This window comes from Cupriavidus sp. Met-2 (assembly GCF_049843575.1).
Taxonomy (GTDB): Bacteria; Pseudomonadota; Gammaproteobacteria; order Burkholderiales; family Burkholderiaceae; genus Cupriavidus; species Cupriavidus metallidurans.
Genome location: NZ_JBBHZL010000005.1, coordinates 66,936 through 80,622, shown reverse-complemented (window position 1 = coordinate 80,622; position 13,687 = coordinate 66,936). Strand labels below are relative to the sequence as shown.

The 13,687-nt window shown below is 63.7% G+C and carries 11 protein-coding genes; 7 read left to right on the top strand and 4 right to left on the bottom strand.

The annotated features are described in order from the left end of the window. Nucleotides 1-34 precede the first annotated feature (34 nt). A complete protein-coding gene (locus WD006_RS12940) occupies nt 35-784 on the top strand; it encodes an AAA family ATPase (protein ID WP_029306413.1) in 750 nt (249 codons plus the stop codon). A 24-nt stretch (nt 785-808) separates the two neighbouring features. On the opposite strand, the gene WD006_RS12935 is transcribed toward WD006_RS12940, so the two are convergent. Continuing rightward, nucleotides 809-2,341 (bottom strand): acetyl-CoA hydrolase/transferase family protein, encoded by a 1,533-nt coding sequence (locus WD006_RS12935; RefSeq protein WP_029306412.1) that lies wholly within the window; start codon nt 2,339-2,341, stop codon nt 809-811. Nucleotides 2,342-2,674: 333 nt separating this feature from the next. On the opposite strand from WD006_RS12935, the gene WD006_RS12930 reads away from it, so the two are divergent. Both WD006_RS12930 and WD006_RS12925 read left to right on the top strand, forming a co-directional pair. Continuing rightward, on the top strand, nt 2,675-4,435 hold the full coding sequence (locus WD006_RS12930) for an FAD-dependent oxidoreductase (RefSeq protein ID WP_413784100.1): 1,761 nt from the start codon (nt 2,675-2,677) through the stop codon (nt 4,433-4,435). Between the two features lie 122 nt (nt 4,436-4,557). Next, the gene (locus WD006_RS12925) at nt 4,558-5,037 is read left to right on the top strand and encodes a DUF1348 family protein (RefSeq protein WP_029306410.1); all 480 of its coding nucleotides are present in this window, start codon (nt 4,558-4,560) and stop codon (nt 5,035-5,037) included. Nucleotides 5,038-5,047: 10 nt separating this feature from the next. Here the strand turns inward: WD006_RS12925 and WD006_RS12920 are convergent, their stop codons facing one another. From WD006_RS12920 to WD006_RS12910, 3 genes are all read right to left on the bottom strand, one after another. Beyond that, on the bottom strand, nt 5,048-5,704 hold the full coding sequence (locus tag WD006_RS12920) for a c-type cytochrome (RefSeq protein WP_011519314.1): 657 nt from the start codon (nt 5,702-5,704) through the stop codon (nt 5,048-5,050). A 10-nt stretch (nt 5,705-5,714) separates the two neighbouring features. After that, nucleotides 5,715-6,947: a molybdopterin-dependent oxidoreductase gene (locus WD006_RS12915; protein ID WP_029306409.1), complete on the bottom strand. Its 1,233-nt coding sequence runs from the start codon at nt 6,945-6,947 to the stop codon at nt 5,715-5,717. A gap of 429 nt (nt 6,948-7,376) precedes the next feature. Further along, nucleotides 7,377-9,116, bottom strand: a complete 1,740-nt coding sequence (locus tag WD006_RS12910; protein WP_029306408.1) for a dipeptidase — start codon at nt 9,114-9,116, stop codon at nt 7,377-7,379. A gap of 248 nt (nt 9,117-9,364) precedes the next feature. Between WD006_RS12910 and WD006_RS12905 the strand changes: the two genes are divergently transcribed. The 4 genes from WD006_RS12905 (at nt 9,365) to WD006_RS12890 (ending at nt 13,684) form a co-directional block, all read left to right on the top strand. After that, nucleotides 9,365-10,096 (top strand): glutathione peroxidase, encoded by a 732-nt coding sequence (locus WD006_RS12905; RefSeq protein WP_011519310.1) that lies wholly within the window; start codon nt 9,365-9,367, stop codon nt 10,094-10,096. Between the two features lie 140 nt (nt 10,097-10,236). Continuing rightward, the gene (locus WD006_RS12900; RefSeq protein ID WP_029306407.1) at nt 10,237-11,679 is read left to right on the top strand and encodes a dihydrolipoyl dehydrogenase; all 1,443 of its coding nucleotides are present in this window, start codon (nt 10,237-10,239) and stop codon (nt 11,677-11,679) included. 168 nt (nt 11,680-11,847) lie between these two features. Then, nucleotides 11,848-12,423, top strand: coding sequence for a TetR/AcrR family transcriptional regulator (locus tag WD006_RS12895; protein ID WP_029306406.1), 576 nt, complete (start codon nt 11,848-11,850; stop codon nt 12,421-12,423). Between the two features lie 109 nt (nt 12,424-12,532). Continuing rightward, nucleotides 12,533-13,684, top strand: coding sequence for an OpgC domain-containing protein (locus WD006_RS12890; protein WP_011519307.1), 1,152 nt, complete (start codon nt 12,533-12,535; stop codon nt 13,682-13,684). The last annotated feature ends 3 nt before the right edge of the window (nt 13,685-13,687 follow it).

Sequence of the window (13,687 nt, the reverse complement as noted above, 5' to 3'; positions counted from 1 at the left end):
TTGCGGTCGTCTGAATGACTTCGTCGCCAAGCACATGCTGTCCAGCCAATTCGTCAGCCGCGTAACCCTGCTTCGGGACAAGGTTCCGGGCTTCGATCGCTATCCCTTCTCGTTGCCAGCCGTGCGCGAGCTGGAGACGCTCGATTTGCACCCTCGCGTGACTTTCCTGGTTGGCGAAAACGGTTCCGGAAAGTCGACGCTGCTGGAAGGGATTGCGGTGGCGCTCGGCTTCAATGCCGAAGGTGGCAGTCGCAACTTCAGTTTCGCCACACGCGCGTCGCATTCGGATCTTCACGAATACCTGCGCATCGCCAAAGGCGTCCGCCGGCCGAGCACGGGCTATTTCCTGCGCGCGGAGAGCTTCTACAACGTTGCGACGGAGATTGAACGGCTTGATGCGGAACCCGGGCTAGGCGCGCCGGTGATCAACTCGTATGGTGGCCACTCATTGCACGAGCAGTCACATGGGGAGGCTTTCCTGACGCTGCTGACCGAGCGTTTCCAGGGGAAGGGGCTCTATATCCTCGACGAGCCCGAGGCTGCGCTATCGCCGGCAAGGCAGTTGGCGGTGATTTCGCGGCTGCACGACTTGGTGCGGGAGGGATCGCAGTTTGTGATCGCCACGCACTCGCCCATCCTGATGGCTTATCCCGACGCATGCATCTACCAGTGCTCGGCGCGCGGCATCGAGCCGATCGCCTATCAGGACACGGAGCACTACCAGATCACGCGTGACTTTCTGGTCGACCCGGAGCGGATGCTCCGGGTGTTGATGGAAGACTGAAGGAAGGGCCTCAGCTTACTTGGCTTAGGCTGCCAGCGCTTCGTTGGCGGCCTTGCCAACCTGTCCCTGCGGCTGCATCGTGCCTTGTTCGCGGTAGTTGATATGCCAGGCGAACGCTTCTTCGAGCAGATGAGGCGTCTGGCCTCCACGGAGGCAGGCGCGGCGGAAGTAGTCGAGCAGCCCGTCGCGGTAGGCGGGGTCGGCGCAGTTGTTGATGACCTGCAGCGCTCGCTCGCGCGGTGCCAGACCGCGCAGGTCGGCCAGCCCGTGTTCCGTGACGAGGATATCGACGTCGTGCTCGCTGTTGTCGACGTGCGAGACCATCGGCACGATGCTGGAGATCTTGCCGTCCTTGGCCACCGATTTGGTGACGAACACCGACAGGTACGCATTGCGCGCGAAATCGCCCGAGCCGCCGATACCGTTCATCATGTGCGTGCCGCCAACGTGCGTCGAGTTCACGTTGCCATAGATGTCGCACTCGAGCGCGGTGTTGATCGTGATCAGGCCCAGGCGGCGCAGCACTTCGGGGTGATTGCTGATCTCTTGCGGGCGCAGGATCAGACGCGATTTGTAGCGCTCGATATCATCGAGCACGCGACGATACACGGGTGCCGACAGCGTCATCGACGATGCCGAGGCGAAGCGCAGCTTGCCCGCGTCGATCAGCGCAATGGTGCTGTCCTGCAGGACTTCCGAATACATGGTCAGGTCGTGGAACGGCGAGTCGGCCAGCCCGTGCAGCACGGCGTTGGCGATCGTGCCAATACCGGCCTGCAGCGGCTGCAGCGACGTCGAGAGCCGTCCGGCGCGCACTTCACGATCGAGCAGCGCATTCAGGTGTCCGGCGATCTGGCGCGTTTCGCCATCGGGCGGCAGCGCGTTCGATGGGCTGTCGTCGCGCTGGGTGATCACGATCGCGGCGATGCGCGACGGATCAACGGGGATATACGGCAGGCCGATGCGCTGCTCGACGGCGATCAGCGGAATCGGCTGGCGATACGGGCGTTGCACCGGGAACGCGATGTCATGCAGTCCCTCCAGCCCGGTCGGCATGTTCAGATTTAGTTCGACGATCACCTTCTTCGCCATCATCGCGAAGCTGGCGGAGTTGCCGACCGACGTGGTGGGCACGATGCCACCCGTCTCGGTGATAGCCGTGGCTTCGATAACCGCAATATCGACGGGTGCGATCTGGCCGCTGCGCAGTTGCTCGACGGTTTCACCCAGATGCTGGTCGATAAACATCACCTCGCCGTCGTTGATCTTGCGGCGCAGCGTGGAGTCGGACTGGAAAGGCAGGCGGCGGGCAAGCACATTGCTCTCCGCCAGGATCTTGTCGGTGTCGTTACCGAGAGATGCGCCCGTGATCAGCGTGATCTGCAGCGGATCGGTGGCAGCGCGGCGCGCCAGCGCCACCGGTACGGCCTTGCAGTCGCCTGCGCGGGTGAACCCGCTCATCCCTACCGTCATGCCATCCTGAATCAGTGCTGCAGCTTGATCGGCCGACATGATCCTGTTCTGCAGGTCTGCCAGGCGAATGCGATCGCGGTACATCTCGTCTCCTTGCTTGCTTGGGGGCTGTCTGGTTCTCCGCCAGCGGACCTTGTGAATCGCGGCGGACGTTGCGTGTCAACAGGCGCGCAGCACAGTGTAGCTACCGCTTAATATTCTCACCATGATTTAAATCACTGGTATCAAGTCGGTTTTTTCATGAAACGGCGGGTTCGACATTTCCACCGCAGGGCAGGTGATCCGTCGGGTCTTTCCTGCCGCCGCTGCCTAAAATCTTCATGTGTACTTGGTGCGAGGCGTGAGGCATGACTACCATCAATCCTTGCGCGGCCGGAGCATCCGGCCACCACACGATTGCAAGGGGGAAGCATGGAGATGACGCGGGCGACATCGGAGACCGATGCCAATCCTGATACCTCGGGTGGCGACGGTGGTCACGAGCCGGTTTCCGGGCTGGAGGCGCCGTATTCGCTACTGGAATCCCGCAGCCACCAGATGTTTCCAACGCTGACGGCGGCCGAAATCGAGCGCATTCACCGTTTCGGCGAAGTTAGATCGTGGCGCGCTGGCGAGATGCTTTTCTCGACGGGCGACGTGGGGCGCGGGATGTACGTCGTCCTGTCCGGCCGCACGCGCATCATCCAGCGGGACGGGCTGGGCAACCGCAGCACCATTACCGAGGAAGGGCCCGGCCAGTTTCTGGCGGAAGTCGGGCAACTGACCGGCAAGCCGGCGCTGGTGGACGCCCTGGCCATCGAGGATACCGTCGCACTGGTGATTGCCCCCGAGCGCCTGCGTGCGCTGCTGGTGGCAGAGGCCGATTTGGGCGAGCGCATCATGCGGGCGCTGATTCTGCGCCGGGTCGGCCTGATCGAGCGCGGCAGTGGCCCGGTGCTGGTGGGACGTGGCACGCAGCCCTTGTTGCTGGCGCTGCAGGCGTTCCTGCGTCGCAACGGGCACCCGCACAAGGTGATCGATATCGAGACGGATCACGACTCCACCTGTCTGCTCGATCTCAGCAATGCCCCGCAAAGCGATTTCCCGATGGTGATCTGCCCGGATGGCAGCATCCTGCGCGCGCCGGATGAGGGCCAGCTTGCCAGTTGCCTTGGCCTGGTTCCCGAGTTCGACCCCGAGCATGTCTATGACGTGATCGTCGTCGGCGCTGGTCCGGCGGGTCTGGCTACGGCTGTCTATGCGGCGTCCGAAGGGTTGTCCGTGGCCGTGATCGATTGCCGCTCGCCGGGCGGGCAAGCTGGCGCGAGCGCCCGGATCGAGAACTACCTGGGTTTTCCCACCGGCATTTCCGGGCAGGCGCTGGCGGGGCGGGCCTTCGTCCAGGCGCTCAAGTTCGGTGCGCATCTGGCGATTCCACTGGAAGCAAAGGCGTTGCATTGTGGTGAGAATCCGATCCGGATCGAACTGTCGGACGGTCGTCAGATTCCCACGCGTACCGTTGTGATCGCCACCGGCGCGCAGTACCGTCGCGCGGAGATCGACTCGCTCGATCGCTATGAAGGCCGTGGCGTCTACTATTGGGCTTCGCCGGTAGAAGCCAAGCTGTGCAAGGACGAACACGCGATGCTCGTCGGCGGCGGTAACTCGGCCGGCCAGGCAGCGGTGTTCCTGGCGTCCCACGCCAGGGAGGTGCACATCCTCGTGCGCGGCGAAGGGCTAGAGGCAACGATGTCGCGCTACCTGATCGACCGCATCCGCAGCCTCCCCAACGTCACGTTGCACACGCACGCCCAGATCACCGCGCTGGAGGGCGAGGAGTGGCTGTCGATCGTGCGCTATCGGGAGCAAACACAGGGTGCCGACTGCATTTCTGTGCCGATGCGCCACGTATTCCTGTTCATCGGCGCGGCGCCCAACACCGAATGGTTGCGCGCCTGCAATGTGGAGACCGATGCCAAGGGTTTCGTGCTGACCGGATACGAGGCCCATCGCTCCTGCACCGAACGCGCCGACTTCACGCTTGAGACGAGCGTGCCGGGCGTGTTCGCGATCGGAGACGTGCGATCCGGCTCGACCAAGCGAGTAGCCGCCGCCGTGGGTGAGGGTGCGGCGGTCGTTGCGCAGATCCACCGGTATCTGGCGGACTTGCAACCCGTCGCCGTGGCTGTTCGCATGTGATCGGCTGACTTGCTGTATCCCGGAGTCGGGGCATTCCTGCTTGACATACAGATCTGTCTACATACACTGTGTAGACAGATCTGTATCACCCCAACTGATAACACGCAGGAAGGAGTCCCTCGATGTCGAACGTCCCCGAAGTCCGGCCGCCGCTGCCGCCATTTACCCGTGAAAGCGCCATTGCCAAGGTGCGTGCAGCCGAAGACGGCTGGAATACGCGCGATCCGGCCCGTGTGGCCCTGGCCTATACGATCGACAGCGTCTGGCGCAATCGTGCCGAGTTCGTACATGGCCGCGAGCAGATTCAGGCCTTTCTTACCCGAAAGTGGCAGAAGGAACTGGATTACCGGCTGATCAAGGAGCTTTGGGCGTACGAGGGCAATCGCATCGCGGTTCGGTTTGCCTACGAGTGGCACGATGATTCGGGCAACTGGTTCCGCTCGTATGGCAACGAGAATTGGGAATTCGACGAGAACGGCCTGATGCGGCAGCGTCATGCATCCATCAATGACGCACCGATCCGCGAGAGCGATCGCAAGTACCACTGGCCGCTCGGTCGCCGGCCCGATGACCATCCGGGCCTGAGCGACCTGGGCTTCTGAACGCAGTCCTTTAGCGCCCGAGTACCCAGCCAGCCAGTTCGCGCAGGTCGGCGTCGCTGACATCCGCGAACGGCGGCATCGGCACGCTTCCCCATTTGCCGCTGCCTCCGGCGCGGATGCTACGCATCACGGTGCTGACGGCATCGGCCTGGCCGGCGTATTTCGCGGCAACATCGTGGAATGCGGGGCCCACCACCTTCTTGTCCACGGCGTGGCAGGCGAGGCAGTTGTTGGCCGCGAGGAGGCTGCTGGCGTCGTGTGCCTTGGCTGGCGCTGGCTTTGCCGATGCGGCGGGAGCAGGCGATACGGCCGCGGCAGCGGTCGTCTGGCGTTCCGCACCATAGGTCCGGACCAGATAGTCGGCCATCACCGGGATGTCTTCGTCGCGCAGTGGCGCGCCGAAGGCAGTCTTCATCTTCTTGACGGTGGCATCCCAGTAAGCGCGGCCCAGCGACTGCGGCTGAGTCGACACGTACTGCGCCGAATGGCAGGTCATGCAGTTCTGCTGCACCAGCCGATAGCCGGGCAGTTCGCTGGGTTGATAGCTTGCGGTTTCGGGTGGAAGCTGGATTTCCAGCGCGTGCGCGGCGGGCAGGGCGGAGAGCATCAGCGCCAGGCTGATGGCAAGGCGTCGCGCCGGGAAGCGGCTGCAAGGGGTCTTTTGCATGGTGGGCTCCTCAGACTGCCTTGACGCGCGTGGTTTCCACCACGTTGCGCATGTAGCCGGCCGGATTCCACAACGCCGTCATCGGCTGGCTCTGGCCGATACGATTGACCGCGCGGACCCGGAGGTCATAGGCACCCTTGCGTGGCGGGCGGAATGCGGCGCGCCATTCGCGGAACGAGTACTTGCCGAGATCCTGGCCGAGCGTGGCTTCCGTCCAGCTTCGGCCGCCGTCTGCCGAGAATGCGACTTCGGCGATACCGTAGCCGCCGTCGAACGCAATGCCTCTTACCACGGTCTCTCGTCCGGACGGGACCGTCGCGCCTTCGGTCAGGCTAGTGATGAACGAGCGCACGTTGAAGCGCCCGATCGGGCGTGTGCGTGCCGGTGCCGAGCCGGGTTCGACATTGGCCCCGGCGTTGTCGGGAATACGATAGGCGCTCTGCACCCAGAAGCCGTCGAACTGTTTGTCGAGAACGGTGATATCGGAAAGGTGTTTCACCCAGTACGTACCGTAGTGGCCTGGCACCACCAGCCGCAGCGGGTAGCCATTGAGCATCGGCAAGTCTTCGCCATTCATGGACCACGCCAGCATGACCTCGCCATCGAGCGCGTGGTCGATATCGAGCGATTTGACGAAGTCGGGGCTGTTGTCGAGTGGTGGCCGGTCGAGGCCATTGAAGCTGACCTGGACAGCGCCGGGTTGCACGCCGGCTCGTTCGAGCACGGCCTTCAGCGGCACGCCGGTCCAGCGCGCGTTGCCCATGGCACCGTTGGCGAGCTGGCCGCCATTGACGCGCGGAGCAAGAAAGCCACGGCTGTTGCCCGAGCACTGGTTGACGGCGACGACTTCCATCGGCTGCGCGATGGCCTTGATGTCGGCCAGTGATAGCTCGAGCGGCGTTTTCACCTTGCCGCCAATGCGGAGCCGATAGGTCTGTGGGTCGACCGAGGTCGGAATGCCGCTCCAGTGATAACGCACGAAAAACGCGTCGTTAGGCGTCAGAATCCCCTCGTTGAACACGCTAAAGGGGGTTTCCAACTGCGGAGGCCGGCTGGTCAGCAGGATCAGCGGCCGCTTCTGCGGAAACGCCACAAGCTCGCGCGCGCCGTTGTCGAAGGGGAGCTGGACCTGCTTGTCGCCGCTGGCGGCGAGGGCGTTCAGGGCGGTGGTGCCGACGACCGCATTGGCCGTCAACGCGCCAGCCTGCTTGAGAAACCGGCGTCGCCGGACTCGATTCTCCATGGCTTGTCTCCGTCGTTCTTATCTTGGGCCGTGGCCGCGGGGGCGCACACACGGGGGTGAGGACGGGGATAAAGCCTATTCAGTGCCGCAAGCCATGTAAAACAGATTAAATCGATAACAACAAGAGGAATTCCCGCTAAACGACCCGCTACGACTCCGCTAAGCGGACCCTTTGCGGACCCGTTTAGCGGGTCGCACCGCTTTGATGTATCCCGGCACGGGCCAGCCGAGCGGCCTTAGAAGCCGTTTCAAAAAGATTCTGGCGTCGTTGCGGGGCCTTGCCGTACGACTTGTACTGTCTGCGGCCCCGCCCTTGCAGGGCGCGCATGTGCTCGCAGGCACATGCCGTTCCGCAGGCGGCTCGCATGCGAGCCGAAACCCCTGCTTCACCCTAGCCAGAACCGCTTCGCTTCAGTTTGAAACGGCCTCTTACTGCATCGATTTCAGATTGCCAACGCGCACGAGCATCTCCGTGAACATCTGCATGTCCAGGTTCAGGTCCGGCACTTCCTTGTACTCCTTCGCGTTGTGCGCCGTGTACTTCTTGCCCGGCATCGCTGGCCCGAAGTTGATCGCGTTCGGCATCAGCTTGGCCGTGGTGCTGCCGGCGGTCGGCACGGGCTTGGCTTCGAGCCCGGTGGTATCACCGTAGATGTTCAGCAATGTGGCCAGCCAGGCGCCCTTGGGGTCCCGGGCCATCCAGTCGCCCTGTTCGTGCTGGATTTCCAGCGCGGTGTGCGTGGTTGCTGCCCAGCCCTGGATGCGCTCGGCGATCTTCGCGCGCAAGGCATCGGGCGTTGCACCGCGCGGCATCCGCACGTTGGCGGTGACTTCGAGCTTGCCGCCGCGCTCGCGGATCAGCGTCGGCGAGATCGTCAACGGACCCATGAAGTCATCGCGATAGGCCACGCCGAGCTTTTCCCCGAGATAGTCGGTGCCATAGAGGTCGGTCAGGTAGCGGATCGCATGGGCGTACTGGTTGTCTGCAAAGGCGACGCCCGACGACTGCAGGAACATCGCGAGACGCGGCACGGGGTTCACGCCTTCCTCGGGGCGGGAGCCATGGGCAGACGTGCCAGTCACCTTCACGACGATGACGTCGCCGTCACGCGCGATGTCGATCGAGAACTTGCCCTGGGCCTCATGCTGGGCGATGAAACCGGCGCGCGCCTTTTCCAGGCCGGCGGCCACGGCTGCCAGGTCACCGCCGCTGATGCGTGCCGTCGCCGTCTGAGGAATCGCGTTGGCCGAGGCGGCGCCGCTCATGGCCACGATGGCCGGCTGCTTGCCGTCCACCGCCTGATCCGCGAAGCGCGCGGTCAGCGCGCCCGAGCCTTTCTCGGCGACCACGGCGGGGTACTTGCTGTCGAGCACGATGTTGTACTCGGGCAGGGCGGTTTTCTCGCGGTAGTACTTCATGCCGTCGCCACCGGTTTCCTCGGTGGTCTCGATCATCAGCCGGATCGAACGCGCCAGCGGCACGCCGCTTTCGCGCACGGTTTTCATCGCGTAGAGGGCGGCGGCAATCGAGCCCTTGTCGTCGATCGTGCCACGTCCATAGAGGTAGTCGCCTACGCGCGTGACCTTGAACGGGTCGAGCTTCGTGCCATCGTCGAGTACCCATTCGTCGGCCACCACGGGCACCACGTCGGCATGGGTAAGGATGCCGAAGGTGTCCTTGCCGGTGCCAGGCAGCGTGACTTCGAACACGCGGTTGTCGATGTTGCGATAGTGCAGGCCGAAGTCCTTGGCCATCCGCTCCACGAGCTTGCCGAACTCGATGATTGCGGGGTTCTCGTGCTGCGGCACCTTGTCGTCGCGCACCGTGCGCAGCGCCACCATCTCGCTGATGCTGTCGAGCACGGCCTGCCCGTTGCGCACGCGGTTGTAGACGCCGAGCAGGCGTCCGATGTTGACGAGGTCGTCGCCCGTGAGCGGGCGCTTTGCCCGATAGGCTCGCACGGAAGGCGCAAGTTTCGGGTCGGCCTTGACCGCGGCGTCGAGGAAGGCATTGAAACTGGCTGGAGGCGTTGTCGTGGCACCGGCCACGAGTTGGTCGAGCTCCGGCTTGGCGATGGTCGCCGCGTTCGCCATGGGTGTCAGCGGGCAGGCGAGCAGGGCGGCGGCCAGCAGGGTTGCCGCTGGCAGTCGTGCAGTCAGACGATTCATCGGGTTTGTCCCTTCGGTTGTCCGGGTTGTCATTGTTGGGTGGCCGAATGATAGCGGCGCCCGATGCGGCAAGAAAGCAGGGAGATCACTCGTCGATAGGGGAAATCAATCGTTTCCCTGCGATTGATAATAGCAATTATCAATCGGTTCAGTTGAAACGATGAATTGTACAAATCACATTGGGATCTTCAGAATCCACTCCATCGCTGCAACACGCGGCGCCAACCTGACCCAGAGGAGTGATCCAGATGCTGCAATCCCGTGAAGGCCAACGCGTTCCCAACGTCACGTTCCGTGTGCGTGCAAACAATGAGTGGAAGGACGTGACCACGGCCGAACTGTTCGACGGCAAGACCGTAGTGTTGTTCTCGCTGCCGGGCGCCTTCACCCCGACGTGCTCGTCCACACACCTGCCGCGCTACAACGAACTGGCGCCGGTGTTCGCCAAGCAAGGCGTCGACGCGATCCTGTGCGTGTCGGTCAACGACACCTTTGTCATGAACGAGTGGGCCAAGGACCAGGAGTCCGAGAACATCGTCATGATCCCTGACGGCAACGGCGAATTCACCGACGGCATGGGCATGCTCGTCGACAAGGCCGACCTCGGTTTCGGCAAGCGTAGCTGGCGCTATTCGATGTTGGTCAAGGACGGTGTGGTGGACAAGATGTTCATCGAGCCGGAAGAGCCGGGCGACCCGTTCAAGGTGTCGGATGCCGACACGATGCTGAACTACATCGCGCCGACCGCCAAGCAGCCGGACCAGGTGGTGGTGTTCTCGAAGATTGGCTGCTCGCACTGCGCCAAGGCCAAGCAACTGCTGTCGGACAACGGCTTCGAGTACATCGACGTGCCGCTCGAGAACAAGATTCGCGGCAAGGTGCTGGGCGCCGTGTCGGGCGAAATGACCGCGCCGCAGGTGTTCATCAACGGCAAGCTGGTCGGTGGCGCAGAAGCGCTCGAACAGTACCTGGCTCGCTGATCTCCCTCGCCCGGGCCCGGTTCCCCCGACCGGTGTCCTGGGCACCATCTCCCCCCCTAGCAAGTCGTCGTATCCGATGGCGCCGCGTATGTGGCGGCGCCATCCCGTACGCCGATTGACGATCGATACAGGAAACGCACATGAACACGAACCAGAATGCCCAGACCGCTCAAACTGTCCAGACCGTCCAGACTGATGTGGCCATCATCGGCGCGGGCACTGCCGGCCTGGCCGCCTACCGCGCGGCCATTGCCGCCGGCAAGCGCGCCGTGATCATCGAGGGCGGGGCGTATGGCACGACCTGCGCCCGCGTGGGCTGCATGCCGTCGAAGCTGCTGATTGCCGCAGCGGAAGCCGCGCACGAAGCGCGTCACACTGCTGCATTTGGCGTGCACGTGGATGGCCCGGTCCGCATCGACGGCAGGGAAGTCATGCAGCGCGTGCGGAGCGAACGCGACCGCTTTGTCGGCTTCGTGGTGCGCGGCGTGGAGAGCATTCCCCAGGACGACCGCCTGATCGGCCAGGCGCGGTTCATCGACAACACGATCCTCCAGGTTGACGACCACACCGTCGTGCGCGCTAGCCGCGTGGTGATCGCCACGGGTTCGCGCCCCGCCGTGCCGCCGTCCTTTGGCGTGTTCGGCGATCGCCTGATCGTCAATGACGATGTGTTCTCGTGGGAAGACCTGCCCCAAAGCGTGGCCGTGTTCGGCCCGGGCGTGATTGGTTTGGAACTGGGGCAAGCACTGTCGCGGCTTGGCGTGCGGGTGCGCGTGTTTGGTGTCGGTGGCGGCGTCGGTCCGTTGTCGGACCCCGAGATTCGTGCTTACGCTGCCAAGTCCTTCAACCAGGAATTCTCGCTGTTGGCGGATGCGCGCGTGCTTGAGATGCGCCGCGAGGGCGACGACGCCGTTATCACGTTCGAAGACGCCGACGGCCAGACCGTGACGGAGCGCTTTGCCTACGTGCTGGCCGCCACGGGTCGCCGGCCCAATGTCGATACGCTTGCGCTGGGCAACACCGCGCTGGAACTCGATGGGCGGGGCGTACCGGTGTTCGACCCGGTGACGCTCCAGTGCGGTGAATCGCCGATCTTCATCGCCGGGGATGCCAATAACGTCCTGCCGCTGCTGCATGAGGCGGCCGACGAAGGCAAGATTGCTGGCGAAAACGCTGCGCTCTGGCCGAAGGTCGGGCCGCTGACGCGGCGCGCGCCGATCGCGGTGGTGTTCTCCGATCCGCAGATCGCGATGGTCGGCAAGCGTTTTGCCGAACTGACGCCGGGCAGCTTCGTGACTGGCGAGGTCAGCTTCGAGGATCAGGGCCGCAGCCGTGTGATGCTCAAGAACCGTGGGCTGATGCACGTCTACGCGGATCGCGCCACAGGTCGCTTCATTGGCGCTGAGTGGATTGGCCCGCGCGCCGAGAATATCGCGCATCTGCTGGCGTGGTCGTACCAACAGGGGCTGACGATCGTCGCGATGCTGGCCATGCCTTTCTACCATCCCGTTGTGGAAGAGGGCTTGCGCACGGCGCTGCGTGATGCGCAAGCCAAGCTGGCGCAATTGCAGGAAGCCGCCTGATCGGACGGCAGCGTGAGCCTGGCTTGATCGGGAGGGCCGGAAGCGAAGTCTCGCTTCCGGCCCTTGTTCATTTGGCGGGATGCATATATAGAGATCGAGACAGATCAAGACAGATCTGTCTCCTATAATGGCGCCTATCCACGCCAACGCCTTACCCTGTCATCCGTCATGCCTACCCCATCCGCGCGCGACCGCATCCTCGATACCGCAGCACGCCTGTTCTACCGCGATGGCTATCGCGGTACTGGGATCGACCGGATCATCGCCGAGTCGGGCGTGGCCAAGATGTCGCTTTACAGGCATTTCCCTTCCAAGAACGACCTGATCGTCGCGTATCTCGAGCGCCGGCATGACTACTGGATGGGCTGGTTCCGCGATGCGGTGACCCGTCGACTGGCCGCACGCGGCAACCTGGATATCATGGCCGATGCGCTAGGCGAGTGGTTCGCCACCGAGGATTTTCGTGGCTGCTCCTTCATCAACATGATCGCGGAGGCGGGCGGCGGTGCCGGTGACGACCCACGGCTGCTGGCGCAGGCAGTGGCGCACAAGGCGTCGCTGGAGGACTTCGTCACCGGGATCGCCCACGATCTTGGGCTGTCCAGCCCACGTGAAGTGGCGGAAGAGGCCATGCTCTGCATCGAGGGCATGATCATCCGCTACCAGACCACGCATGCCAGCAGCGTGATCGATGCTGGGCGACGGACGCTTGGCAGGCTGCATGCAGCACATTCGGCAGCGTAATCTACTGAAACACAGTGCGTACACGTTAACCCTGATGCCACGGTAAAATCCGTGGCATAAGACATGGGCCGGAAGCAATTTCGGCCCGTTTGCATTGGGAAGCACGCCTGTGAACGCAGTGAACAACAACCAGCGGCGCACCGAGGTCGACCTGATTCGCGGCATCGCGCTGCTCTTCATCGTGGTCGACCATGTCAACGGCAGCGTGCTGGCCGACTACACGATCCGCAACTTCACGCTCTTCGACGCCGCCGAGGTATTCGTTTTCCTGGCCGGCTATTCGGCGGGCGCCGCCTATCTCGCGATGGAGGCCCGTCAGGGCGCCAGCGCCGCGAGCAAACGCCTGCACCGCCGTAGCTGGGAGATCTACAAGGCCTTCGTGCTGACCGGGGTGCTGATGCTGCTGTTCGGGTTCCTGCTGGCGATGTGCAAGGTGCCCGCGCCAGCCGTGCGCGCGACCGAGGCACCAGCGTTCATGGCCCAACCGATCGAGACGCTGTTCCAGGTGATCGGCCTGGCGCGGCAGCCATTCGTCTCGGATGTACTGCCGATGTATGCGGTGTTTATTGGACTGGCGCCACTGGCGATCGGCTGGGCGAGAAAGTATCCATTGGCCTTTGTCTGCGGCAGCGTGGCGCTCTGGCTCATGGCGCCGGCGCTGCTGCCGCTGTTGCCGAGCAGCGAGCCGCGCGGCTGGAGCTTCAACCCGTTCGCATGGCAACTGATGTTCGGCATGGGCCTGCTGGCACGCCTGCGGCCGGACTTCGTGCTGCCGCAACAGAACATCGCGCGCTGGGCCTGCACCATCGGCGCGGTGGTCGTCACGATGGCCTGCATGGCGCTGACGTATCTGTGGATGCGTCCGCACGTGTATGAGGCCTGGCTGCCGGCGTGGTTGCCGTCGATGGTCTTTCCACTGCCGAAGCAGAGCCTGGCGTTCCTGCGCGTGCTCAGCTTCCTGGGGCTGGCATGGCTGGTCTATCTGGCGGCGCGCGCGGGCTGGGTCGAGCGCGTGGCCCGCTTTATGGGGCCGGTGGTGCAGATCGGCCGGCATAGCCTGTTCTGCTTCGTGCTGGGCGCCGTGGTCTCGGTGACGATCGAAGGCTTCACCTATGGCATTGCCGGCGGCCGGCCCACGCGGCCCGTGGCACTGGGCGGCGATCTGGTGGCGGTGGCAATCCTCCTGGTGGTCGGCGGCTGGTATGGCCGCAGGAAGGAAGCGAAGAAGGTGGCAGCGAAGTCGGCGATCGTCACTGCATAGCCA

Bases quoted from the DNA above. Each gene is read 5' to 3' on its own strand.
- WD006_RS12920 (WP_011519314.1), bottom strand. From the start codon at position 5,704: ATGCAAAAGACCCCTTGCAGCCGCTTCCCGGCGCGACGCCTTGCCATC.
- WD006_RS12935 (WP_029306412.1), bottom strand. From the start codon at position 2,341: ATGTACCGCGATCGCATTCGCCTGGCAGACCTGCAGAACAGGATCATG.
- WD006_RS12905 (WP_011519310.1), top strand. From the start codon at position 9,365: ATGCTGCAATCCCGTGAAGGCCAACGCGTTCCCAACGTCACGTTCCGT.
- WD006_RS12930 (WP_413784100.1), top strand. From the start codon at position 2,675: ATGACGCGGGCGACATCGGAGACCGATGCCAATCCTGATACCTCGGGT.
- WD006_RS12915 (WP_029306409.1), bottom strand. From the start codon at position 6,947: ATGGAGAATCGAGTCCGGCGACGCCGGTTTCTCAAGCAGGCTGGCGCG.
- WD006_RS12940 (WP_029306413.1), top strand. From the start codon at position 35: ATGCTGTCCAGCCAATTCGTCAGCCGCGTAACCCTGCTTCGGGACAAG.
- WD006_RS12900 (WP_029306407.1), top strand. From the start codon at position 10,237: ATGAACACGAACCAGAATGCCCAGACCGCTCAAACTGTCCAGACCGTC.
- WD006_RS12925 (WP_029306410.1), top strand. From the start codon at position 4,558: ATGTCGAACGTCCCCGAAGTCCGGCCGCCGCTGCCGCCATTTACCCGT.
- WD006_RS12910 (WP_029306408.1), bottom strand. From the start codon at position 9,116: ATGAATCGTCTGACTGCACGACTGCCAGCGGCAACCCTGCTGGCCGCC.
- WD006_RS12895 (WP_029306406.1), top strand. From the start codon at position 11,848: ATGCCTACCCCATCCGCGCGCGACCGCATCCTCGATACCGCAGCACGC.